The organism is Streptomyces sp. NPDC041940 (assembly GCF_055589465.1).
Genome location: NZ_JBVJBP010000034.1, coordinates 36,050 through 59,545, shown reverse-complemented (window position 1 = coordinate 59,545; position 23,496 = coordinate 36,050). Strand labels below are relative to the sequence as shown.

The following is a 23,496-nucleotide window of genomic DNA, read 5'->3' as shown; positions in this document are numbered from 1 at the left end:
GAGCCTTGCCGGACCCGGTCGCCTCCCGCCGTACGTCCCGCTGATCAGCCCGCCGAACCCGACCGTTCCACCGGGGAGTTGGAAGCACCAGTGACCACCTGGACCGACCAGAACGCCGACCGACCCATCTCGCTCACCGCCCCGAGCGGCATCGACAGGGGCGCGCGCCACCGGCTCGACGAGGCCTGGCTCGCGGCGGCGTGGAGCCACCCTTCGACGCGCTGTTTCGTGGTCTCCGGCGGCCAGGTCCTCATCGACGAGACGGCGGACGGGCACACCGAACTCGTCATGACCCCCTCCTTCGAGGCCCCCCTCACCGAGGCGCACCGCTACTTCCTCGGCATCGACGAGGACGGCGTCAGCTACTTCGCCCTCCAGAAGGACTCCCTGCCCGGGCGTATGGACCAGTCCGCGCGCCCGGCGGGCCTGCGCGAGGCGGGCCTGCTCCTGTCCGCCCGTGACGTGGGCCTGATGGTTCACGCGGTGGGTCTGGAGAACTGGCAGCGCACGCACCGTTTCTGCTCGCGCTGCGGCGAGCGCACCGTCATCGCGGCGGCCGGCCACATCCGCCGCTGCCAGGCCTGCGGCGCCGAGCACTACCCGCGCACGGACCCCGCCGTGATCATGGCCGTGACCGACGAGGACGACCGCCTCCTCCTCGGCCGCCAGGTCCACTGGCCCGAGGGCCGCTTCTCGACGCTCGCCGGCTTCGTCGAGCCCGGAGAGTCCATCGAGCAGTCGGTGCGGCGCGAGGTCCACGAGGAGGTCGGCATCACCGTCGGCCCGGTCGAGTACGTCGCCAGCCAGCCCTGGCCCTTCCCGTCCAGCCTCATGCTGGGCTTCATGGCCCGCGCCACCTCGACCGAGATCGAGGTCGACGGCGACGAGATCCACGAGGCCCGCTGGTTCTCCCGCGACGACCTGCGCGCCGCCTTCGAGTCCGGCGAGGTGCTCCCGCCGTACGGCATCTCGATCGCGGCCCGCCTGATCGAGCTCTGGTACGGCAAGCCGCTCCCGATGAGGAGCGTGGCCTGACGCCCGTGTGAGCCACGTACACACCCTGGCCGCGCAGACGGAGAAGGCGGTTCCCGAGCCGCCTCAGGAACCGCCTTCCCCGCACAACCGTGCTGCGCCTATGCGCCGACCTTCTGCTTCACCTGAGCCAGGGACGGGTTGGTGAGGGTGGAGCCGTCCGGGAACAGAACGGTGGGCACGGTCCTGATTTTTGCCGCCATGATCGTCGGGAACATCGTCTCCCCCTTGGACGCTCTGACCAGGGACGGTGGCCAGATGACAGCGGCGGAAGATCAGCGGGTTGCCCACCTGTGCTTGGGGGTTCCCCATGTCGGCAACGGCTACGGCAGTGACCACGCGTCGCGCACTCGGAGTGATCCGGCTCTCGGTCGGCGGACTCAACCAAACGGGTGAAGACACCCAGCGCCGCAAGATCACTAACCGTGTGATCGCGGACGAACTCGATCTTCTGGACGAGTGGGCCGTAGACGTCGATGTCTCGGCCTCACTGTCCCCCTGGAACAGGCCGGAACTCGGCAAGTTCCTGAACGACCGAATCGATGAATTCGACGTTCTGTACGTCCTGAAGATTGACCGTATCGTTCGGTCGGTCCGCGACCTATCGAACCTTCTCGACTGGTGCGAGAAGCACGGGAAGTCCCTCGTATCGGTTGAGGAAGGGTTCGACCTGGGTACATCCTGGGGCCGGACTATCGCCAAGATTCTCGCCGTTCTGGCAGAGGCAGAACTAGAAGTCATCAAGGAACGTATCCGCAGCTCTCGCGACTCTATGCGTGCCCAGGGTCGTTGGCCTGGTGGCCTGGTTCCATTCGGCCGTATCTCGGTACCGGCCGAGGACGGCGACGGGTACACCCTGGAACTCTGCCCGACGTATGGGCCGTGGCTTCTCCGCATGATTGAGAAGTTCTTGGAACTCAAGAACTTCGCTGCCGTCGCACGTTGGTTGAACGAGAACAAGGTTCCCACGGCTCAGGACATTGCCCGCATTCGTGCGGCCAAGGCCGGAAGCACGAATACCCGACTCTCCGGCAAGAAGGCAAAGCCGCGCGGTTCACAGTGGCACGCTACTTCTGTTCAGAACGTGCTCATGTCCCGGAACCTTCTCGGGGAATACGTCCGTGCAGACGGCACCGTAGAGCGCAACCCTGACGGTACTCCCGTCATTCGATCGGTTGCGGTTCTCACCCCGGAGCAATTCGAAGAACTCCAGGCAACCATCAAGACCGTGAAGTACACCAAGGGGCCTATCCGTACGTCTGCGCTTCTCGGAATCCTGTACTGCACGTGCGGGAAGCCCCTGTACTTCGCCAAGGGGAATGCCGCCAAGGGGCAAGAACCCCGGTTCAAGTGCGTAGGAAATAACGCCAAGGGAATCAAGGCGTGTGACGGACAGTCGTTCCCGGCGGTCGAGATTCTGGACGAACTGAAGTCGGTGTTCCTCGCGCAACTCGGCTCTAGCCCGATCCTGGAAAAGCGAATCAGTACGGACGACTCGGCTCTAGTGAAGATGGCAGTACTTGAAAGCCAGCTTCAGCAATACGTGGACGAACTGAAGGCAAACCGAATCGACGCAATGGAGTTCGCACGGCTCACCGCCGAAACGGCCACGGAACGCGAGAAGGTAAGCCAGACCCCTACCGGACAATCTCGCGTCGAATGGGTCGACACCGGGAAGACCTACGGCAAGTGGTGGGATGCGGTCGACACCCAGGAACGGCGCGAAAAGCTGGTCACCTGGGGAGTCAAGGCAGTACGGGGCGGGGACGGCATGACCCTGGACACAAGCGCGCTCACGTCCGGCATGCTCCGGGACGTCCAGAAGATCAAGAACCCAACCTTCACCAAGGGGGTACGAGTTGAGCTAGTCGGCCAGAGCCCCAAGTAGCCGCTACACGACAGCAGAGAACCCCGTACCGGGTTGGTACGGGGTTCTCGTCGCATCGGGGCCTGAGCGGCTCTCAGAGGCTCTTACAGGCTCGGGGGACCCTAACCCTTCACCGAGTCCAGGAACGCGCCCCATGCGTCCGGCTGGAAGACCAGGGCCGGACCCTCGGGGTTCTTGCTGTCACGTACCGGCACGACTCCCGGAACGTGGGCAGACTCGACACAGTTGTTGTCGCCGTTGGAGTAACTGGACTTGAACCAGTCGTAACCGGTAGTGGCGGCGTTATCGATGACAGACATGTTCAGTCCGTTTCCTTGATGTGCTGTTTGATGATGGATAGGGAGCGTTCGACCGGCAGAGCTTCCGAGTTGAGACGCCGGAACAAAGCGGTATAGAACTCCACCTGCTTCGGGTCTTCGTAATACACGATGCTCATTAGGTCATCCCGGTACACGATATCCGTCTCTACCGGCTCCGGGAACGCGAGGATGCCGAACGGCCCGTACAGCGCGACATTGATGGAAGCACTGGACGGGAGTACCTGAATCTGAATGTTGGTCTCACGGGCGAGAGTGATCAGCGATTCGAGCTGATCCCGCATCACATCCTTGCCTAGATCCGCCTTTAGGGCCGATTCGGCAATAACTGTCCATAGGCGCAAGGGGGTTGAGCGGGCAAAGGTCTGTCGACGTTGCCCGCGCACCTTGACTTGGGCCGCTACGTCTTCATCTGACTTCTCGGGGTTCTGCATCCGTACAACTGCCTCTGTATAGGCAGGAGTTTGCAGTAGTCCGGGAATGATGGACGTTTCCACCAAGTACAAGTCGGAAGCGTCCCACTCCAACGCGATTAGGTCGCTGTATTCGGAGTTCAACGCTCCCTCGTACTGCGACCACCAGCCACGCTCACGACCGTTGCGGGCAAGATCCTGGTACCGGGCACGGCGCGTCTGATCGGTCACGCCGTAGAAGTCCAAGAGGGCGCGCAAGTCAAGGGATCGGATGCCGGATTGTGCAGCTTCTATCCGGCTGATCTTGGACTCGGCACAGTCCAGCTCTCCGGCGGCATGCGCGATCGTCTTCCCGGCAGCCGTCCGGGCCTCCCGGAGCATGCGGCCGAGTCGCCGTTGCCGAACGGTCGGGTTGCGATTCACCGGCACGTTTGTGCGCCTCCTGGTCGTCGTCTCACTTCAGTCTGCCGTGCGGCTCCACCCCGAACAACCACGTTGCGTAACCCCCAAAGTGGGGACTTGCACTGTGAGGTGGACAACCCTCATGGTAGGGACTGTTCCGCAAAACACAGGCTGACTTGACAGGACGTCAAGTGGCTTGGGTGGCAAGGGTGGTCGGAGAGGTGATCATGGACGATTTCCGAACAGATCGAACGCGGTACCCCACTCGCAGCGCTTACGTGAGAACGGCCCGTAACCGCGTCCGCCGGGTGGCACTGGATTGGGGCTTGACCGAGTCCATGGCTGACGATCTCGCCGTAATCGCCTCGGAGTTGGTCACGAATGCGATCAGGCACGCGCACGCCCCGGCGGGGCGGGAAGTCGGTGTAAGCCTGGCTCTGTCCCCCGACTGCATCCGGCTGGAAGTCCGGGACGCCGGAAACACCTTGCCCGTTGAGAGGGAACCGTCCGCCGACGATTCCGGCGGTCGGGGGCTGTTCCTGGTGGACGCTCTTGCCGACAGGTGGAACGTGATCACTCAGGTTGTCGGCAAGATCGTCTTTGCTGAAATCGACCTGAAGCCTTCAACTCCCGCTCAATGCAACGGAGTTGCCCGTGTGTGACGCGATAGCGGCCACTTCTCCAGACCCGTTCGAGGGGACCCCCTACGAGGGTTCGCCGGAAGGCTGGTGGACCAAGCACGGCGGGGCCCTGGACGTCTCCTCTGGGGTGGTGTTCATCCCCGCCGGGGGCGACCTACCGGCGTGCTCTCACCCGTGCGCGCACTGCCGACGCAAGGGGGTGCAGCGATGACCCCACAAACTGAGGAGATCACCCCCGTACAGTCGGCATTCGTTGCGCTCTGCGATCACTGCATTGGGTGCCGAACATGCATGGCGATGGACGAGAACGGGGCGAACCTGAACCTCCCCTGTGAGGAAGCCGACCGACTAGACCAGGAGTACCGGAGTCGGAAGCGAGCCGAACGGCGCTGAGAACCCCGTAGAAGCCGCAGTGACGAGAGCCCCGAGCCTTCCCCCGGCTCGGGGTTCTCAGCGTCTCTCAGGCCCCGTACAGAGCCTCTGAGAGGCCGGACACGACAGAACCCCCGACCTGGTATGGGTCGGGGGCTCTCAGAGCCGTACAGGGGGCATTCAGAGATGCCGGTAGAGCGTTGCTCGGGATACCCCCAGAGCCTTAGCGATCGCGGTCACACTCTCCCCCTTGGCATGGCGGGCACGGGCCGCAGCGATTTTGTCGTCATCCACCACGGTCGGCCGTCCGCCGTGGTTGCCGTTGCGGGCCGCAGTGTCCAGCCCCTCTAGGGTCTTCTCCCGGATTCCCTCCCGCTCTACCTCAGCGCTGACTGCCAGTACGGCAAAGACGATTGCACCGGCCCCATTCGGGTCGTACACGCCTTGGAGCGGGCCGGAGAGCAATTCCAGTTGGATTCCATCGGACTGGAGAAGGGAAGAGAGGGTCATCAACTCGGCTGCGCTGCGAGCGAGACGCTTCATTTCGACCACGGTCAGGATGACCGGCTGCCGGGGCGCGGCTGCCTTGATCTCCCGGGCCAGGGTCAAAGCCTTGTCGAGTTCGGGCCGTTCCTTCACCCGAGTACTGATCTTCTCTGAGAACACCCGTGTGCAGTCGGCACGTGACAGTGCATCCAACTGGCTTTGGAGTTCCTGCCCCACAGTGGAGCACCGGGCATACCCGATGCGGATAGCTGCGCCCGGCGCAGCTTCGGGTACCACGGGGACGGGGACACCGGACACCCACGGCTTACCGGGGTTGCGGTCGGCCGGTGTCTTGACCGTCAGCTCAGCCTTGAGGGACGGCACCAGGGCGAAGCGTCCCGTGTGGTAGTTCGCTGCCACCTTGCCCGTTGCCGTACGGCAGGGGCTCCCTGCGGGGGCCTCACACTTGGGGCAGTCGTGGCGTTCAACCTGAGTGGCGTCTGTCTCATGCGTCGTCGTTGAGGTCATGCCCCGACTGTCTCATAAACGCGTCTCATAATCCATGGACCGACTCGCCTTTTTGAGACGGGTTGTGAGACACGAGAGATGGGGCGAATCGGACACCGTCCGGCCGGGGCTCGGTCGTCTCATAAACGATCGTTTGTGGACATGATCAACACCGTCACTAGCTGCCCGCGTGTGCTGAGCAGACGCAGGACGCCAGACGGCGGAGTGATCGCCTAAAGGGGTTGACACCGTGGGACGCCAAGGGGATGGGACGGCAGCCAGTATGGCGCGGCCGTACCAGGGCACACGTGGCTAGTCCCGGGACGCCTTGGGCTCGTGCACGGACATATGCGGGGTTGACATAAGGATGTTGACAACCTCGCGCATAAAGAGGGCCGATGCGGCGCAAAGGCCGAACGTCCGCCCCTAAAAGGTCTGTCATTCTGAGAGAGGTACCCCCTTGGGGGGTATTTCCTGTCTGGCCAGGGCCCGGAGGGTCGCCGGAGCTATAGCGAGCATTTTTTGGAAAAGTTGCTCTCTTGCCTGTTGCCGTGGGGCGCGGAACTTACCACTAGGGAGTTACCAGTGGAATCGTCTATGGTTCCGCCCTCATAGTTCCACCCCCTCTCTTATAGAGAGGGGAGGGGTTGGAACTATGGTGTTGGGGAGTCATAATTCTGAGCATGATTCCATCGCAGTTCCAGCATGATTCCAACGCCTTGACCTGCGAATTAGCGGAATCATGAATGGAACCGCCGGCTAGGGGTGATCGCGATTCCGACCCTGGTTCCAGCATGATTCCAGAGTGTTTGATAGAGGGGTTCTGGAATCACGTCCAGAACCCCTCTATGTCAGGGTCAGGCTTCCAGGCCGATCGCTTTGTGATCGTCATCAACCCAATAGTGGCGCCTTGCCTTGCTCTTAAGGTCCGGCTTCACGCGGATGCGGTCGACCTTCTCAAGAGACTTAAGGAACGTTGTGTTAGCTGCCCTGTTTCCGGTGAGCTGTGCCAGTACCGCACTCTGGTTTGCGCCTGGGTTATGCGTGAGGAAAATGCGCACCTTAGCTTCCTTGGCTTCATCCGAATCAGGCACGTTGCGAAATTCGGTAGTGAGCATCGCCCCTGAGAGGACGTGACCAGATTTACCGTCGGCCCACTTCTCCTCACCCTTCTCGCCGACCTTTTCACCAATCCGCTTAATGGTGACTGAATCAGGCTCCAGTCCACCGCGAGTGTTCGTGCACGTCATAACGAGCGTGCCGCCCTTTCCGAGCGACATTATGTATTCGACGTCAATGTCTCCGGTTTTTGCGGAACTACCACGGGCACCGCGTTCCGGGGTCTTACCCGTGTGGTCTAAGCGGATAATGGTGAGATCCGGAAGGGTGATACGCAGCGGGACAATGACGCCGTTAAAAACGTTGTTCACAGTGTCCGGTGAATTCTCTTCACCCTGAACGAAACGGGCAAAGGTGTCTAGGATTAAGACATCTGGCCTGAAATTGAGAACATGCTGTACGAATTCCTTTGCTCCGACAGGAGTGTCGAGAGCGGCTCCCGGAGGGAAGGTCTTTATGTCCAGACGGCCGCCGTGTGACTCCTTCGACATTCCGAGAGCCCGTACCTGCGCCTTGTTGCTGCGCTGAGAATTCTCCCGGTCCAGGTAAAGTACCCTTAGCGGCTCTCCTCCAGCCTCGTCTCCGAGGAAAGGAAGACCGGCCGCACAATGATAAGCAAAATCCTTGAGGAGCAGCGTCTTGCCGACCTTTGGAGCCGAGACCAGAGATGCGTAGCTTCCTCGGATAAGGAATCCTCCCGGTAGCCAGTGGGTTGGGCCGTCATCCTCATCAAGCGTGTCCCAGTCCATGGAGGATGCATCCCAGAGCGAGACGGCTAAACCAGCTGGGGCCGCGCTTCGTTCTGACACGGCCTCTCGTACGAAGTCAGGAGCGCTGCGGGAAAGGTTCTCTTCGGTGACGGTCTGGTACGCGGAGTGAATGCACTTAGCCATTCGTGAGTCATTCCATGCGTCGTCTCCGCCACGGGGTGCTGCATCTACAAGTCGGGCAACTACGCCGGATTCTGAATGGCTGTAGTCATCAACTCCCGTGCGCATAATGACGCCAGTCTGTAGCGAGTTCCAGTTGCTGGCAGCCAGGGAAAGCGCCGAGAGGGATACGTCATAGACGAGATCGTCCCAGCCTTCATCGTCGTACTCATCAATGAACCGGAACAGGATGCCTTCTAAGGCCTTCTCGGCGTACGCATCTGCCCTGTTCATCAACCCATTAGACATGTTCGCTACAGCTGCGGCAGGAAGCTGGCCAGTGGCGTTGAGGGATGCATCAGAGGACTTTAGTAAGTCAATCAGAGCCTCCGGCATTGGCAGCATTGTTTTGCCGTTATCAGGCCCGTACGATCCCTTCTTGCTTACGCTCGGATAGACGACAACCATTCCACCAGTACTGCGGATATCGATGCCGGGATACTTCTTTTTCAGGGCCCGATTAGAATTGGTAATAACCGCGCATTCTGGGTACTCCACCCAATAATGCGTCCCACCTGATCCGGTCCCGAACTGTAAGGTCTCACTCAAATTGACGCCGATGTCCGAGCAGAGCCGGTCAAAGGATTCAGCGCCCCCGTGATCTGGGTCCACATCAATTACAACACCGATACGGCGTCCATCTACGATACCGGTGTGAATTCCTACGTTAAGGAGCGGGTCACCGCCCGGTCCCCAGGTCTCGTCAACCTGCCTTGGCGTAGTAATGTGCTGCTCTTGCTCATTCCAGCGCGAGCCAACGTTCGGATGCTTTCCAGGAGTTGAGCAAGCGTGTCCTTTCCAGCAACTACAATCGCCTGACCCGTCAATGTAGTAGCAAGAGGTAAGGGCGAATCCACGTCGGACGTAGCCTTTGAGGGTTCGGCGCTTGGGATCGTCATCGATCCCTTCTGGAGAATCCGGAATTTCGGTGATGTCGATGTCAGCAAAACGGATTGGTAAGAAGGTGTTCTTCTCGTCGTTCATCTGTGTTTCCTATCGGTGATCTGAGCTGCTGTCCTCCGGGACAATCGCGTCAATGGTTGGATCATTCAGAGCTTCTGCGGTAAGGGCTGTTTCTACTAGCCTGCGGATAATCTCCGCTCTTGCTACGCCGTCCCGCCTCTGCATGTAGAGAATGGCGTCAACCGCCCATAACTCACAGCGGAAGTACTGAGTTGGCCTAGGGTCTGGGCTTGGGTGGCTCATAGTCCCAATACCTCCGCCACGGCCTTGGTTAACTCCGGGTCACCCGATAATGCCATGCTTGAAATTCCGAGACGTAAGATGAGATCTACGGTGTTAGCCCGCGTCTGTCCGTGGTGCATTGCGATCGTGTCGATCGCGTCGAGCATGGCCGGATCGACCACGAAGTCGTCTAAATCGTCAGGTCGCTTCATTCCTGACCCTCTTTCTTGTTGCCGTCTAACTGCTCTAGCCACTTTGCCTCGCTGTATCCGTAGTCAGCGAGATAGTTCGAAAGACTTGCTCGGAAGATGTCTGCCTCGGTGCGTCCAGCGCGTTTCCCGATTTCCTTGATAGCGGTGAACATCCACTCTGGGGTGCGGATGTGGTGTACGTGTACAGGGTTCTCTGACACTTGATCCTCCTTCGATATGGTGCGCATATAGCTATGGTACCGGGGCGGACTCATCCCGTGGGAGGCAGAAATTTTGCAGCCTGTTCGCCCATGCCTGATCGGTACAATGGAGGCAGCGCAAAGCAACCCCAGTCAGGGGCTAGGTAACCTCAGCTTCAAGGCAAGTACAGAAAAAGCTCTCCCAGTAAGGGACTCAAACTTCATACCCTCCGGAGTGCTCGCAGAGGCGAGACACCCGGCACTGCCAGCCTTCAAACGCGTCTGCGTTGAGGGCTACTTTTCGTTGTCCCGTAGCGCATCCGAAAGAGCGGCTCGCGGGCCCTTGACACACGAGAACCCCGCCCTCCCCTAGCGGGGTGGTACGGGGCTCTCAGGCTAACTGTGGCGCAGGACTCAGCTTGCCCCGAGAGCCTGTTTGACCTGGGCAAGAGAAGGGTTCGTCATGACTGCCTTGGGGGTATCCTCCCCGGAGGCAAAAACAACAACCGTGGGCACCGTCTGGTTTCCGCCATTCGCCTTCTCCACGAACGCGGCGGATTCCGGGTCCTGCTCGATGTTGATCTCGGTGTACGCGATGCCCTCGCGGTCCATCTGGCTCTTCAGCCGGCGGCAGTAGCCGCACCACGTGGTGCTGTACATCGTCACAGTGCCCAGCATGTCTCTTGTGCTCCTTCGGTGGCTCGGGGCGGGTGGTCGCAGAGGTGGAACGTACGTGAGGGGGCCGCCATTCCCGGGGTCCGGGAGGTGCCGGACGTGATGCCTGCCGCATTAGTACGACTATCGGGGCCCACCTGTGGACAACCGGCACGGCCGTCTCCCACGACCTGGCAGCATGGCCGTGTGACAGCAGCAACGCACTCCACCCTGTTCCCGCAGGTACCGGACTCGGCCGACGCGGTGCTCGACGGGCTCGACCCCGAGCAGCGCGAGGTGGCCACCGCCCTGCACGGTCCGGTGTGCGTCCTGGCGGGCGCGGGCACGGGCAAGACCCGGGCGATCACCCACCGCATCGCCTACGGGGTGCGCGCGGGCGTCCTCCACCCCTCCAGCGTGCTCGCCGTCACCTTCACCAACCGCGCCGCCGGAGAGATGCGCGGCCGGCTGCGCCAGCTCGGCGCCGCGGGCGTCCAGGCGCGCACCTTCCACTCGGCGGCCCTGCGTCAGCTCCAGTACTTCTGGCCGAAAGCGGTCGGCGGCTCCATGCCCCGGCTCGTCGACCGCAAGATCCAGCTCGTCGCCGACGCGGCCGCGGCCTGCCGCATCCGGCTCGACCGGGGCGAGCTGCGGGACGTCACCGCCGAGATCGAATGGTCCAAGGTCACCCAGACCGTCCCCGCGGACTACGCGCCCGCCGTCGCCAAGTCGGGCCGTGAGGCCCCGCGCGACCCCGCGGAGATCGCCCAGCTCTACGCCGCCTACGAGGACGTCAAGCGCGAGCGCTCCGTCATCGACTTCGAGGACGTGCTGCTGCTGACCGTGGCCGTCCTCCAGGACCGGCACGACATCGCCGAACAGGTCCGCTCCCAGTACCAGCACTTCGTGGTCGACGAGTACCAGGACGTCAGTCCCCTCCAGCAGCGCCTTCTCGAACTGTGGCTCGGCGAGCGGGACAGCCTGTGCGTGGTCGGCGACGCCAGCCAGACGATCTATTCGTTCACGGGAGCAACTCCGGACCATCTGCTCGATTTCCGCACCCGCCACCCCGGCGCCACGGTCGTCAAGCTGGTCCGCGACTACCGTTCCACGCCCCAGGTCGTCCACCTCGCCAACGGCCTGCTCGCCCAGGCCAGGGGCCGCGCGGCCGACCACCGCCTGGAGCTCGTATCCCAACGTGCGCCGGGACCCGAGCCCGCCTATACGGAGTACACCGACGAGCCGGCCGAGGCGGAGGGCGCGGCCCGCCGCATCCGTGAACTCGTCGACGCGGGGGTCCCGGCCGCCGAGATCGCCATCCTGTTCCGGACGAACGCGCAGTCCGAGACCTACGAACAGGCCCTCGCCGACGCCGGGGTGCCCTACCAGCTGCGCGGCGCCGAGCGGTTCTTCGACCGCCCGGAGGTGCGCAAGGCGGGCGTCGCCCTGCGCGGCGCGGCCCGCTTCGGCGGCAACGACTCCCTCCTGGACGACGTCGTCGACCTGCCCTCGCAGGTGCGTGCCGTGCTGTCGGGCGAGGGCTGGACACCGCAGCCACCGGCGGGCTCCGGCGCCGTCAGAGAGCGCTGGGAGTCCCTGGCCGCCCTGGTGAACCTCGCCCAGGACTTCGCCGCCGCCAAACCCGGCGCCACCCTGGCGGACCTCGTCGCCGAGCTCGACGAACGGGCGAACGCCCAGCACGCTCCGACCGTGCAGGGCGTCACCCTCGCCTCCCTGCACTCGGCCAAGGGCCTGGAGTGGGACGTCGTCTTCCTGGTCGGCGTGGCCGAGGGCATGATGCCGATCACCTACGCAAAGACCGACGAACAGATCGAGGAGGAACGCCGTCTCCTGTACGTCGGCGTCACCCGTGCGCGGGAACACCTCCAGGTCTCCTGGTCCCTCTCCCGCTCACCCGGCGGCCGCCCCAACCGCCGCCCCAGCCGTTTCCTCGACGGGCTGCGCCCCGGCTCGACGGCCACCAAGGGCCGTACGACCGGCGGTGCCGCGGGCGGCATCGAGCGCGGAATCCCCGGAACCAGGGGTTCCGCCCCGAGGCGAGTGCAGCGAACCCCCGCCCGCTGCCGCGTCTGCGGCCGCACGCTCACCGACGCGGGCGAGATGAAGCTGATGCGCTGCGACGGCTGCCCCTCCGACATGAACGAGGGCCTCTACGAACGGCTCCGAGAGTGGCGCGCCGAACAGGCAAGGAGCAGTGGTCAGCCCGCCTTCTGCGTCTTCACCGACAGGACTCTGGTGGCGATCGCCGAGACCGCCCCCGACGACGAGCACGAGCTGGCACGCATCCCTGGCGTCGGGATGCGCAAGCTCACCCGCTACGGAGCCGATGTCCTGGCCATCTGCGCAGGCCAGTACCCCGGAGGGGACACAGATCAGGACTGATCCCAACTCGTCGAAAAAATAGTTTGCGCATGCCCCAGCAATCCCCATAGGTTCTTAGGCACGAGAGCAGCGGCCTTCTCGAAGGCCCTGATTCCGTGTTGTACTTGCATATCCGTCGGACTGGTTCACCCAGTCCCCCGAGACGCCGAGAGGAGGCGAGTCCAGTGATCAGCATCAACAGCAGCTCCATCAGCATCGTGAAAATGACCGATCGCTCGGCCGTCTCCACGTGCATGCTCGGCGTTTCGAACCTGGGCACCGGTCTGTCCGGCATTCGTGCCGTCCGTCCGGCGTCCTCCTCCCTTGCTCCCACGGGCCTTCCCGTCCGTGAGCGCAATGAGCGACCGACCAAGGCACTGGAAGCGGCAGTAAAGGGACAGGCGCGGGCCTATGCCTTTACGGCGACCGGTGCCGGATTCCGGACGCAGACGACGCAGCACCACCAGATGTGGGCCTTCCGTGGGCCAGAACCCTGGAGTGATCCAGCCTGATCTGATCAGGCCGGCGCCTTCAGGGCCGCGGAACCCCATCCGGGATCCGCGGCCCTTCTGTTTGTCCCTGACCAGGGACGACGGACCGAAGGAGCCTCGGGACAAGAAAAGAACCGGGTACCAGCCGCCCCCGGCCAACAGGCCGGAACGACCAGACGAGGAAGACGAACCGTGCAACTCGAAGCGCACGCCCCGTCCGTACCGCCTTCCGACACGATCCCCAAGCCCGGCCCCACGGAGGACTCCGCCTTGACCCCCCTCACCGCGCTCACCGCGCTCGACGACGCCATCGAGAACCTCGGCGTACCCGTCCCGTGCCGCTTCTACGACCCGGAGGTCTTCTTCGCCGAGTCGCCGGCGGACGTGGAGTACGCCAAGTCCCTGTGCCGCACCTGCCCGCTGGTCGAGGCCTGCCTCGCCGGCGCCAAGGAGCGGCGTGAGCCGTGGGGCGTCTGGGGTGGCGAGCTGTTCGTGCAGGGTGTCGTCGTCGCCCGGAAGCGGCCGCGTGGCCGCCCGCGCAAGAACCCGGTCACGGTATGAACACCGCAGGAACGATCGACCGTCCTTTCACGCACGACCCCCAGAAGCAGGCCCCGATGAAGCCGTCCACCCACGAGCCCGCAGGCTCCGCGACTCAAGACCTCACCCCGCACGGCGCGAGGGACTCGCGCCAGAACAGGACCCGAGAGATGCAACTCATCCCAGAAGCCATGGCTCGTGCACATATGCACGAGCGACTGCAGGAGGCGGAGCGAGACCGCAGGGCCGCGCGCCTGGTGGCCGCCCGCCGGATGCAGCGCAAGGCGGAGCGCGCCTCACGGCGTGCCCGCCGGGCGCTCGCCATGGCGGTCATGCAGTAACCGAACCCACCTGAAGCGGTGGCCTCCCGATCCGGGAGGCCGAGCTCACCCCGCGGGGGCCGGTCCGTGCGAACGGACCGGCCCCCGTGGTGCGTTGTGTCCGCGAAGCCGCCGGGCACGGAGATATCGTCGGCGCGTGACGAGCCCTCCCGGAGGAAACGACGACGAAGGCTCCGCCGCGGAGCCCGAACGCCTTGTCTGCGCCCGCTGCGGCACCTCGGCCGAAGCCCCGCAGCTCACCTGGACCTGCTCCGTGGAGCACGGCGCCCGCCGGGACTTCTGCGAGACCTGCTCCCGGAAGAACCTCAGATCGATCGAGGGGCGACTGGACTCGGACTGGTGGTAGAGCGCGGGGAGCCGATCACCCGCGGGACCCGCCGGGGCTCACGCCTCCGCCGCCGGCTCCTCGCCGTCCGCCGGGTCCTCCGGTTCGAACCCCGGCAGCCACTCCTCCAACTCTTCGCGCAGACGCACCGCCGCCCCCAGCTGACACAGCACACCGATCGTGCTCAGGGTCACCCGGTGGATCAGCAGATACGCAGGGGGCAAGTTGAGCTGCTTGGCGAGCTGGTAGGCGGGGGAGCGGGGGTCGGCGACACGCGCCGCCTGGCTGCGCATCCAGCCGCGAGTGAAGGTGAACTCCTCGACCTGGGCCGGCTCGATGATCGGCAGCAGGTAGTCCAGCACCGCGTCGGGATCGAGCTCTATGGTCTCCTTGACGAACCCCTCCGCGCACAGAAGCTCGTAGACCGCCTCGGCCTCCCCGTCCAGCGTCATCCGCAGGGATTCGCCGATGGTGGCCGGCAGACCACCCGGGAGACGGTCGACCGTGCCGAAGTCCAGGACACCCAGGCGCCAGTCGTCCTCGCCCTCCGGACCGCCGGGCAGCAGCCGGAAGTTGCCCGGGTGCGGGTCGGCGTGCAGCAGGCCGGTGCGGGCGGGGCCGGAGAACAGGAAACGGGCCAGGAGCTGGCCGGCGCGGTCACGCTGCTCCTGGGTGCCGTCCGCGATGATCTCCGACATCGGGATGCCGTCGATCCACTCGGTGACCAGGACCTGGTCGGACTGGTGCACCACCTGCGGTACGACGACGTCCGGGTCGTCCGCGAACTCCTCCGCGTGAGCCTGCTGGGCCTGGGCCTCGAGGCCGTAGTCCAGCTCCTCCGAGACGCGGTCCTTCAGCTCCGCGATCAGCGGCTTGATGTCCATCCCGGGAATCAGCGGACCGAGCAGACGGGAGAAGCGGCTCAGCTGGTTCAAATCGGACAGCAGGGCCTCGCCGGCGCCCGGGTACTGCACCTTGACCGCCACCTCACGGCCGTCGTGCCACACCCCTCGGTGCACCTGGCCGATCGAGGCCGCCGCGGCGGGCTTGTCCTCGAACTCCAGGAACAGCTCATGCCAGCCCTCGCCGAGCCGCTCCTCGAGCACCGCGTGCACGGTGCGCGTCGGCATCGGGGGCGCCGCCTCCTGGAGCTTCGTCAGTGCCGCCCGGTAGGGGCCGGCCACCTCCTCGGGCAGTGCCGACTCGAAGACGGACAGGGCCTGGCCGAACTTCATCGCGCCGCCCTTGAGCTCGCCGAGCACCTTGAACAGCTGCTCCGCCGTGCGCTGTTGGAGCTCGCGGCCGACCAGCTCCGCGGACTCGCCGACGATCCGCTTGCCGAATCCCCAGGTTGCCCGCCCGGCGATGCCGAGCGGGAGTGCGGCGAGCTTGGCGGTCCGGGTGACCGCCTTCCGGGGAAGATCAGACATGCGCCCTCCAAGTCCCAGCCGGCCGCTCCGCCTCTGCCTCACGGCACTGCTCCGACGGCCGTTGCACCGCCATTGTCTCGTGTGACCCCCCTTCCTCCGAGAGGCGCTCCCCCTTTCCTCTCTCCGCCGCAGCGCACGGGCATGCCGGATGCGCCCAGACCGGCCGAGCATGCCAGTGGAGACGGGGGACGGACACCTCCCAGCGTGCCCCGGCGCTCGACGGAACGCGGCCGTCGAGGAAAGCGAGCGCGTGGGCGGCCGCCAGTCCGGCCACGGTCGTGGCGAGTGCCAGGTCGCAGGGCCGCACGTGACGCTGTCTGCCGGAGCGCCACTGGGCGACCAGGCGCGGCCAGGTCGGATCCCGGTCGGTGCGGCTGTTGTGCAGACAACCCGCGCAGCCCGTCTCCCCGGGCAGGACGAGAGGGCCGACCATGCCGGTCCCCTCCACCACACCGGCGTACAGATGGGGTGTCCCGGCGGACATCAGCGACTCGGCGGCGGACGGGTCCGGCGCGTACATGGCCACGTCGTCCCGCGGGGCGACGATCACCAGCGAGAAACCGGGGTCGCCTTCCTCCGCGGGTGCCTGTGCTGTCGCGGGGCGCGGCGGCCGGTCCGGGGCCGCCCGGCGCGCGGCACGTCGGGCCGCCTCGTCGCGGCGGTCGCCGACGGCATCGGCGGGCAGTCCGCCCGGCGCGACGTCCCACGGTTCCACCCGTCCGAGGTCGCGCACATCGACCTCGCCGACGCCGGCGCCGGCCAGCAGCGCGGCCAGCACGGCGCCGACCCGGCCCGCACCCCGCACCTGAACGCGTTGCGCGCGCCGGGCGGCCAGCTGTCTGATCGCGTCGCCGGGAGCGGAGGTGGTCAAGGACAGGGAGGCCAGGTCGGGGCGCAGCCGGTCGAGGACCTCCTTCTTCCCGCGCAGGGCGTCGGCGGCAGATCCGCCGCCCCGCGCGTCGTCCAGGAGACCGGCCCGCGCGAGCCTCCCCACCAGCCCGTCGACATGACCGTCGGGCAGATCCATACGGCGTCCCTCCTCGCGCAGCAGCTCCAGCCCCCGTGTGCCGTTCAGCAGGTCGAGGAAACTGCCCGTCGCCAGGTCCATCGGGCCGAGCGTCATCGCATGCGCCGGCGTCATCCCGAACTGCACCGTATTGAGGTCGCGCCAGCCGCGCCTGAGCGCGGGTTTCACCATCGGATGCATGACAGGCCCCCGTATGTCATAGATCGTCCCCGTGTGCCGGTCGAGTGCGGGAGCAGCCCGAGACTGGCCCGCAGGCCCGGCCTGGTCCCGGACCGAACCCGCCCAGCGCTTCGCCGACAAGAGCCAGCATGCCCAAACCCGCCGTCGGCTGCCGAAAGTTGTCCACAGGTACGAGCATTCGTCGTACAAATCCGGCGGCCGGTGGGGGCATCGGCACCGAACCGTCCCGGAGCCGGGACTTCCCCGTGTGCAGCGGGTAACGTCGGGGCGTGCCCGCCGACCCACTGCACCGCGCCGGAAAGCCACAGCGCAGCACGATGAGCCAGCCGCCGAGCGGCTCGAGGGCGAGCGCGATCGAGGTCCGCAGGAGCACCCGCCGACGCCGAACGGTCTCCGCGTACCGCGAGGGCGATCGCACCGTTGTGCTCATCCCCGCCCGGATGTCCGAGGCGGAGGAGCAGCGCTGGGTGACCGTCATGCTCGACAAGCTGGCCGCCCAGGAGAGCAAGCGGACCCTCGGCGACACCGAGCTGGCCGAGCGGGCCCGGCGTCTGTCGGACCAGTACTTCGGCGGGCGGGCCCGGCCCGCTTCGGTGCGCTGGGTGACCAACCAGAACACGCGCTGGGGATCCTGTACCCCGTCCGAGGGCAGCATCCGCCTGTCGCACCGCCTCCAGGGCATGCCCGAGTACGTCGTCGACTACGTCCTCGTCCACGAACTCGCCCATCTGCTCGTCCCCGGGCACGGACCTCGCTTCTGGGAGCTGCTGGAGGCCTATCCGCGGACGGAGCGGGCCCGGGGGTACCTCGAAGGCGTGGTCGCCGCCGAGCGATTGCCGCATGTGCCCGGGGCGCGGGGTGAAGGCCCCACGGGGTGAGTGACACCTTTGCGTGAGCGAGCAGCCGATACGGCTGCGCGGGGGTTATGTACCGGGTCTGTACCGACACCGTCCGGTGTCAGAGTTTGCCGTTAGCCTGGCGCAACGCAATCACGTTCTGGATGGGGGACGGTCGTTACGCATGGCCAGGGAATTCCAACGCGGCCACAAGGCCAGGATCAGTGACCTCACCGCGGGCACGGATCTGTACGTAGGTGTGCAGATCTCGGGCCCCGGGCTGAGCTTCGACATCAGCTGCTTCGGCCTCGACGCCGACGAACGGCTCTCGGACGACCGCTACTTCGTCTTCTTCAACCAGCCGAAGTCCCCCGAGGAATCCCTTCAGCTCCTCGGCGCCCAGGCGGGCGACACGGAGTCCTTCCGGGTGACGCTCGACCGGATCCCGTCGCAGATCCAGAAGCTGTCCTTCACGGCGACGATCGACGGTGCCGGCCAGATGTCGCAGATCGCCCCCGGGTACATCCGCATCGTCGCGGGCGGCGAGGAGGTGGCCCGCTACTCCTTCAACGGCTCGGAGTTCTCCACCGAACGGGCCGTGATGCTGGGTGACTTCTATCTCAAGGACGTCTGGCGGTTCGCCGCGGTCGGACAGGGCTTCGACGGCGGCCTCGACGCGCTGCTGAAGAACTTCGGCGGCGAGGTGGCCGAGGAGGAGGCGCCCGAGCCCGCCCCGCAGCAACCGCAGGCCGGCGCCGCCCCTGGCTTCGCCCCGCCCGCGTTCGGCGTCCCCGGCACTCCGGAACCGGCCCCGGCCCCGGCCCCTGCCCCGGCAGCTCCTCCGGCCCCCGCTCCCGCGCCGCCGCCCGCTCCCCAGCCCGCCGCGCAGGGCTTCGCGCCGCCTCCGGCACCGGCGCCGGCACCCGGAGTGCATGGCGCCCCGACCATCGTCGCGCCCATGAACAACCCGCCCGGCGGTTCCCCGGTACCGCCTCCGGCCCCGGCGCCCGCGCCCTACGGCCAGCCGGGCCAGCAGCCGCCGCCGTACGGCCAGGTCCCCGGCCAGACGGCTCCGCTGCCTCCCGGCTACGGCCAGCCCCAGGCGCCCCAGGCGCCCCAAGCACCTCAGGCCCCGGCCCCGCCCCCTGGCTACGGCCAGCCGCCGCCGTACGGGCAGGCTCCCTACGGTGCCCCGCAGCAGGGTGCTGCCCCGCAGGCCGCCGCTCCCCAGGGCGCCGGTGTGTCCGCCGCGCTCCAGCAGTTCAAGGAGACCCCCACAGGGCAGCGCTGGACGCAGCAGAACAAGAAGCTCGTCCGCGTCGACCTCGGCGTCGGCGGACAGCCCGTACTGGCCCGGCAGGGCAGCATGGTGCTCTACCAGGGCAAGGTCGACTTCAGCTACAAGGGCGCCGGCTTCGCCGGCCGGATCGTGGGCAACGCGACCGGCCAGGAGATGCAGCTGATGCGCTGTACGGGCCAGGGCCAGGTGTTCCTCGCCGAGAACTCGACCATGCTGCACCCCATCGAGCTCCAGGGCGACGCCGTCTGTGTCTCCGCCGAGAACGTCCTCGCGTTCGACGAGAGCCTCACCTACGAGGTCCGCCGCATCGAGGGACACGGCATCCCCGGAGGCGCGCTGTTCACGATGCAGTTCCAGGGGAGCGGCACCATCGTCGTGAAGACGCACGGCACACCCGTGGTGCTGCCGGTCACGCCCACCACCTTCGCCGACTGCAACGCCGTGGTCGCCTGGTCGGCCGCCGCCCAGGTCGTAGTCTCCAGCCAGGTGCGGATGCGCCGTAACGCCTACCCCGGTGACACCGGCGAGAGCGTGAACCTCCAGTTCCGGGGAGCGCCCGGCAACTTCATCGTCGTCCAGCCGTACGAGGTCTGAGGGAGCCCGTCATGACACAGCAGCTCGCGGGCCACGCCCCCGCACCCGTCACCGCCCGCATGGAGAACCACGGCAATCACATGCTGAAGGTCGCCATGCAGACCGGGAACGACCTCTTCGCGCGCGTGGGGTCGATGGCCGCCTACGAAGGGTTCGTCCAGTACGAGCCCAACCCGCCGGCCGTGCGCCAGATCGCCAAGGACTGGATGACCGGCGAGGGCGCGCCCCTGATGAAGTGCTCCGGCGACGGCCTGCTCTACCTCTCCGACTACGGAGCGAACGTCGTCGTCATCAATCTCAACGGCGACGGCATCTCCGTCAACGCCACCAACCTGCTCGCCTTCGACGCCCACCTCACGTGGGGCGTCGAGCGGGTGAAGGGCCTGGCGAAGTTCGCCGGGCAGGGCCTGTGGAACACCAAGATCTCCGGGCAGGGCTGGGTCGCGCTGACCTCCCGGGGCAAGCCGATCGTCGTCGACTGCGGAGGCGGCGAGGACGAGACGTACGTCGACCCCGACGCACTCGTCGCCTGGTCCCCGAACCTCAAGGTCAAGGGCAAGCGCAGCTTCAGGGCCCAGTCGCTGATCGGCCGCGGCAGCGGCGAGGCCTACCAGATGGCCTTCTCCGGTCAGGGCATCGTCGTCGTCCAGCCCAGCGAGGACAGCACCGACCGCCTCCGGGTCCGGGGCTGAGGGGGAGCAACACGCCATGCAGAGCCCGATTTTCGCCTACAACGAGCAGCAGACCCAGGACCGCTGGAGCCTGCAGAACAAGCAGATGCTGCGCGTGACCCTGGAGGGCCACGACGACATCCTGGCCCGCAAGGGCACCATGGTCGCCTACCAGGGCCTCGTCGAGTTCGACGCCGAGTACCAGAGCAACGACCAGTCACGCGCGCGTGCGCACACCGGTGAGGGACTCGACCTGATGCGCTGCCACGGGCAGGGCACGGTCTACCTCGCCAACCTCAAGCAGCACGTCCACGTCATGGAGGTGGAGCAGGACGGCCTCACCGTCGACAGCAGCTACGTGCTGGCGATGGACTCCTCCCTGCACCACGAGGTCATCGCCGTCGACAGCCTGTACGGCATCTCCGGCTCCGGGAAGTACCAGCTCAACATCACCGGCCGGGGCAAGATCGCCCTGATGACCTCGGGCATGCCGCTGCTGATGCAGGTGACCCCCGACAAGTACGTCAACTGCGACGCCGACGCGATCGTCGCCTGGTCGACGAGCCTGCGCGTGCAGATGCAGGCCCAGACGCACTCCTCCGGGGTGTGGCGGCGGCGCGGCAACACGGGCGAGGGCTGGGAGCTGAGCTTCATGGGCACCGGCTACGCGCTCGTCCAGCCCAGCGAGCTGCTGCCGCCGCAGAACGCCCAGGTCGGCTCGGGTCTCTCCGCGCAGTACGGCATGGGCCAGCAGGGAGCACGCGGGCAGAACCAGGGCAACGTCTGGAGCTGAGTGCTCCGCGGGTTCGGCCGAGTCGGGTTCGGGGGCTGTGCGGTCTCGTCCAGCCCGCGGGCTGTCTGTGCTCGCTCGCGCAGTTCCCCGCGCCCCTGACGGGGCGCAGCCCACTGCCAGGATCGAAAGTAAGGGGCGGCCGCAAGAGCGGTCGCCCCTTACCGGTGTTCAGGCCCCGAGCCTCGCGCGCGTCGCCGCCAGCAGGCGTACCACCGACTCGTCCGCCACGTCCGCGACCTCGTCGTACCCGAACCAGCGCACGTCGAGCGACTCGTCGCTGACCTCGTGCGCGGCGTCCGGTGCTGCCACGACCGCGTACTGGACGTCGAAGTGGCAGTTGCACGGTGGCGGGATCGGGTGCCGGTCGAGGCGGACCGGGCCGCCGGGCAGCAGCGAAAGCCCCGAGACGCCGGACTCCTCCGTCGCCTCACGCAGGGCCGCGGCGGCCAGGGAGGAGTCGCCCGGTTCGCAGTGACCGCCCATCTGAAGCCACATCCGCAGCTTCCTGTGCAGGGTCAGCAGTACCCGGCCGCCCTCGGGGTCGATCACCAGGGCGCTCGCCGTGATGTGGCCGGCGTGGCACGCCTTCCACAGGCCGTCAGGGTGATCCGCCAGGTGGTCGAGGTAGGCCTGCCGCAGCTCGGGCTGGTCCTCGTACCCCTTCAGCACGAGGACCGCGTCGTCGTACAGGCTCACCCGGCGTCGTCGCCCTTGTTCTTGTCCTCGCCTTCGCTGTCGCCCTCGGCCCCGGCCTCGTCCTTCTTCTTCAGATCGGGCTTTCCCGCCGCCTCGCCGAGCATCTTGTCCAGCTCGGAGAAGTCGATCTGCTCGCGGTGCACGAAGCCGTCCGGGTCGTCCAGGTCGGTCGCCGTCGGCAGCATGTCCGGGTGGGCCCACAGGGCGTCCCGGCCGTCGACGCCGCGCGCGTCCGTGAGCGAGGCCCACAGACGGGAGGCGTCGCGCAGACGGCGCGGGCGCAGCTCCAGACCGATCAGCGTGGCGAACGTCTGCTCGGCCGGACCACCCGAGGCGCGGCGGCGGCGCAGCGTCTCACGCAGGGCGTCGGCGGACGACAGGCGGGGCTTCGCGGCGGCGTGGACCACCGCGTCCACCCAGCCCTCCACGAGCGCCAGAGCCGTCTCCAGACGCGCCAGGGCGGCCTTCTGCTCCGGCGTGTCCTCCGGCTGGAACATGCCCTGCTGGAGGGCCTCCTGCAACTGCTCGGGATTCTGCGGGTCGAACTGGCCGACCACGTCCTCCAGCTTGGCCGTGTCGACCTTGATCCCGCGGGCGTAGCCGTCGACCGCGCCGAACAGATGCGAGCGCAGCCACGGCACGTGCGCGAAGAGGCGCTGGTGGGCGGCCTCGCGCAGGGCGAGATACAGCCGCACCTCCTCCTGCGGGACGCTCAGGTCCTTGCCGAACGTCTCCACGTTCACCGGCAGCAGCGCGGCCTTGCCGGCCGGGCCGAGCGGCAGGCCGATGTCGGACGAGCCGACGACCTCGCCCGCGAGCACGCCGACGGCCTGCCCGATCTGCGTGCCGAACATGGCGCCGCCCATCGAGCGCATCATGCCGATCAGCGGGCCGGCCATGGCCTGCATCTCCTCCGGCAGGACGTCGCCCATGGCGGTGCCCACGCGCTCGGCGACCGGGTCGACGAGCTCCTTCCAGGCGGGCAGGGTCGCCTCGACCCACTCCGCGCGGCTCCAGGCCACGGCGGAGGTGGCGCCGGACGGCAGGGACGTGGCGTCGTCGAGCCAGAGATCGGCCAGGCGGACGGCCTCCTCGACGGACTTGCGGTCGGCGGGGCCGACGCTCGCGTCCTTGGTGCCGTCAGGGCTGCCCTGGGAGACCGTCTGGCGGGCGATCTGCTTGGCCATGTCCCAGTTCACCGGGCCGCCCTCGTAGGAGAGCATCTGGCCCAGCTGCTGGAACGCGGCGCCCAGGTCGTTGGGGTTCAGGGAACCGAACATGGCAGCGAACGGATTGTCCGCACCGGGGCCACCAGGGCCGCCGCCAAAGCCTCCGGCTCCTGGCAGGCCGCCGAAACCGAACGGATTGGCCGGTCCCTGACCACCACCGCTCTGCTGGTCCTTCTTCTTGCCCTCGTCGCCGTCGTCCGGCTCCTCCGGCGGAAGGCCGAATCCGAATGGGGTGTCACTCACGGGATTCCTCGGCTTGTAGGGCCGCCGGTTCTTTCCGGCGGCACGGCTGCCCGACATCACCACCCAGCGTAGACACCTTGGG

The 23,496-nt window shown here is 66.4% G+C and carries 23 protein-coding genes and 1 pseudogene; 12 read left to right on the top strand and 12 right to left on the bottom strand.

The annotated features are described in order from the left end of the window. Nucleotides 1–90: 90 nt before the first annotated feature. On the top strand, nt 91–1,035 hold the full coding sequence (nudC, locus tag ACZ6I3_RS37590) for an NAD(+) diphosphatase (RefSeq protein WP_469420830.1): 945 nt from the start codon (nt 91–93) through the stop codon (nt 1,033–1,035). A gap of 98 nt (nt 1,036–1,133) precedes the next feature. Here the strand turns inward: nudC and ACZ6I3_RS37585 are convergent. Continuing rightward, nucleotides 1,134–1,220, bottom strand: a pseudogene (locus ACZ6I3_RS37585) (NrdH-redoxin); the annotation flags it as partial. A gap of 122 nt (nt 1,221–1,342) precedes the next feature. On the opposite strand from ACZ6I3_RS37585, the gene ACZ6I3_RS37580 reads away from it, so the two are divergent. Next, a complete protein-coding gene (locus ACZ6I3_RS37580) occupies nt 1,343–2,920 on the top strand; it encodes a recombinase family protein (protein WP_469420829.1) in 1,578 nt (525 codons plus the stop codon). A 101-nt stretch (nt 2,921–3,021) separates the two neighbouring features. On the opposite strand, the gene ACZ6I3_RS37575 is transcribed toward ACZ6I3_RS37580, so the two are convergent. Together ACZ6I3_RS37575 and ACZ6I3_RS37570 are read right to left on the bottom strand one after the other, a co-directional pair. Further along, nucleotides 3,022–3,219: a DUF397 domain-containing protein gene (locus tag ACZ6I3_RS37575; RefSeq protein ID WP_469420828.1), complete on the bottom strand. Its 198-nt coding sequence runs from the start codon at nt 3,217–3,219 to the stop codon at nt 3,022–3,024. 2 nt (nt 3,220–3,221) lie between these two features. After that, on the bottom strand, nt 3,222–4,073 hold the full coding sequence (locus ACZ6I3_RS37570; RefSeq protein ID WP_469420827.1) for a helix-turn-helix domain-containing protein: 852 nt from the start codon (nt 4,071–4,073) through the stop codon (nt 3,222–3,224). Between the two features lie 206 nt (nt 4,074–4,279). Between ACZ6I3_RS37570 and ACZ6I3_RS37565 the strand changes: the two genes are divergently transcribed. After that, nucleotides 4,280–4,714, top strand: a complete 435-nt coding sequence (locus tag ACZ6I3_RS37565; protein ID WP_469420826.1) for an ATP-binding protein — start codon at nt 4,280–4,282, stop codon at nt 4,712–4,714. Between the two features lie 531 nt (nt 4,715–5,245). On the opposite strand, the gene ACZ6I3_RS37560 is transcribed toward ACZ6I3_RS37565, so the two are convergent. The 5 genes from ACZ6I3_RS37560 to ACZ6I3_RS37540 all read right to left on the bottom strand — a co-directional run bounded on the left by ACZ6I3_RS37560 (nt 5,246) and on the right by ACZ6I3_RS37540 (nt 10,360). Next, a complete protein-coding gene (locus tag ACZ6I3_RS37560) occupies nt 5,246–6,079 on the bottom strand; it encodes a recombinase family protein (RefSeq protein ID WP_469420825.1) in 834 nt (277 codons plus the stop codon). Nucleotides 6,080–6,915: 836 nt separating this feature from the next. Next, the gene (locus tag ACZ6I3_RS37555) at nt 6,916–9,090 is read right to left on the bottom strand and encodes a bifunctional DNA primase/polymerase (protein WP_469420824.1); all 2,175 of its coding nucleotides are present in this window, start codon (nt 9,088–9,090) and stop codon (nt 6,916–6,918) included. A gap of 218 nt (nt 9,091–9,308) precedes the next feature. Next, nucleotides 9,309–9,503, bottom strand: coding sequence for a hypothetical protein (locus ACZ6I3_RS37550; protein WP_469420823.1), 195 nt, complete (start codon nt 9,501–9,503; stop codon nt 9,309–9,311). Continuing rightward, complete coding sequence (locus ACZ6I3_RS37545) at nt 9,500–9,730, bottom strand: hypothetical protein (RefSeq protein WP_469420822.1); 231 nt, start codon at nt 9,728–9,730, stop codon at nt 9,500–9,502. The genes ACZ6I3_RS37550 and ACZ6I3_RS37545 overlap by 4 nt, the downstream gene beginning before the upstream one ends. A gap of 366 nt (nt 9,731–10,096) precedes the next feature. Continuing rightward, the gene (locus tag ACZ6I3_RS37540) at nt 10,097–10,360 is read right to left on the bottom strand and encodes a mycoredoxin (protein WP_469420821.1); all 264 of its coding nucleotides are present in this window, start codon (nt 10,358–10,360) and stop codon (nt 10,097–10,099) included. Nucleotides 10,361–10,459: 99 nt separating this feature from the next. Here ACZ6I3_RS37540 and ACZ6I3_RS37535 point away from each other — a divergent pair, with 99 nt between their 5' ends. The 5 genes from ACZ6I3_RS37535 (at nt 10,460) to ACZ6I3_RS37515 (ending at nt 14,436) form a co-directional block, all read left to right on the top strand. After that, entirely contained in the window at nt 10,460–12,739 is a 2,280-nt protein-coding gene (locus tag ACZ6I3_RS37535; protein ID WP_469420820.1) for an ATP-dependent DNA helicase UvrD2, read from the top strand. Between the two features lie 164 nt (nt 12,740–12,903). Beyond that, nucleotides 12,904–13,230, top strand: a complete 327-nt coding sequence (locus ACZ6I3_RS37530) for a hypothetical protein (protein ID WP_469420819.1) — start codon at nt 12,904–12,906, stop codon at nt 13,228–13,230. 171 nt (nt 13,231–13,401) lie between these two features. Next, entirely contained in the window at nt 13,402–13,770 is a 369-nt protein-coding gene (locus ACZ6I3_RS37525; RefSeq protein WP_469420818.1) for a WhiB family transcriptional regulator, read from the top strand. Next, nucleotides 13,767–14,090, top strand: a complete 324-nt coding sequence (locus ACZ6I3_RS37520; protein WP_469420817.1) for a hypothetical protein — start codon at nt 13,767–13,769, stop codon at nt 14,088–14,090. The genes ACZ6I3_RS37525 and ACZ6I3_RS37520 overlap by 4 nt, the downstream gene beginning before the upstream one ends. Before the next feature lie 136 nt (nt 14,091–14,226). Beyond that, nucleotides 14,227–14,436 carry a hypothetical protein gene (locus ACZ6I3_RS37515; RefSeq protein ID WP_469420816.1) on the top strand — a complete coding sequence of 70 codons (210 nt, stop codon included), beginning with the start codon at nt 14,227–14,229 and terminating at the stop codon, nt 14,434–14,436. Nucleotides 14,437–14,474: 38 nt separating this feature from the next. Here the strand turns inward: ACZ6I3_RS37515 and ACZ6I3_RS37510 are convergent, their stop codons facing one another. Then, complete coding sequence (locus ACZ6I3_RS37510) at nt 14,475–15,845, bottom strand: ABC1 kinase family protein (protein ID WP_469420815.1); 1,371 nt, start codon at nt 15,843–15,845, stop codon at nt 14,475–14,477. After that, the gene (locus ACZ6I3_RS37505) at nt 15,838–17,052 is read right to left on the bottom strand and encodes a ThiF family adenylyltransferase (protein WP_469420814.1); all 1,215 of its coding nucleotides are present in this window, start codon (nt 17,050–17,052) and stop codon (nt 15,838–15,840) included. The genes ACZ6I3_RS37510 and ACZ6I3_RS37505 overlap by 8 nt, the downstream gene beginning before the upstream one ends. Before the next feature lie 269 nt (nt 17,053–17,321). Here ACZ6I3_RS37505 and ACZ6I3_RS37500 point away from each other — a divergent pair, with 269 nt between their 5' ends. The 4 genes from ACZ6I3_RS37500 (at nt 17,322) to ACZ6I3_RS37485 (ending at nt 21,246) form a co-directional block, all read left to right on the top strand. Beyond that, nucleotides 17,322–17,930, top strand: a complete 609-nt coding sequence (locus tag ACZ6I3_RS37500; RefSeq protein ID WP_469420813.1) for a M48 metallopeptidase family protein — start codon at nt 17,322–17,324, stop codon at nt 17,928–17,930. Between the two features lie 142 nt (nt 17,931–18,072). After that, nucleotides 18,073–19,782, top strand: a complete 1,710-nt coding sequence (locus ACZ6I3_RS37495) for a TerD family protein (protein ID WP_469420812.1) — start codon at nt 18,073–18,075, stop codon at nt 19,780–19,782. A gap of 11 nt (nt 19,783–19,793) precedes the next feature. Then, nucleotides 19,794–20,474 carry an AIM24 family protein gene (locus ACZ6I3_RS37490; RefSeq protein ID WP_215118632.1) on the top strand — a complete coding sequence of 227 codons (681 nt, stop codon included), beginning with the start codon at nt 19,794–19,796 and terminating at the stop codon, nt 20,472–20,474. A gap of 16 nt (nt 20,475–20,490) precedes the next feature. Beyond that, nucleotides 20,491–21,246: an AIM24 family protein gene (locus ACZ6I3_RS37485; protein ID WP_184590674.1), complete on the top strand. Its 756-nt coding sequence runs from the start codon at nt 20,491–20,493 to the stop codon at nt 21,244–21,246. A 168-nt stretch (nt 21,247–21,414) separates the two neighbouring features. Here the strand turns inward: ACZ6I3_RS37485 and ACZ6I3_RS37480 are convergent, their stop codons facing one another. Beyond that, nucleotides 21,415–21,942, bottom strand: a complete 528-nt coding sequence (locus tag ACZ6I3_RS37480; RefSeq protein WP_469420811.1) for an NUDIX hydrolase — start codon at nt 21,940–21,942, stop codon at nt 21,415–21,417. Beyond that, complete coding sequence (locus ACZ6I3_RS37475; RefSeq protein WP_469420810.1) at nt 21,939–23,414, bottom strand: zinc-dependent metalloprotease; 1,476 nt, start codon at nt 23,412–23,414, stop codon at nt 21,939–21,941. The genes ACZ6I3_RS37480 and ACZ6I3_RS37475 overlap by 4 nt, the downstream gene beginning before the upstream one ends. Nucleotides 23,415–23,496: the final 82 nt, after the last annotated feature.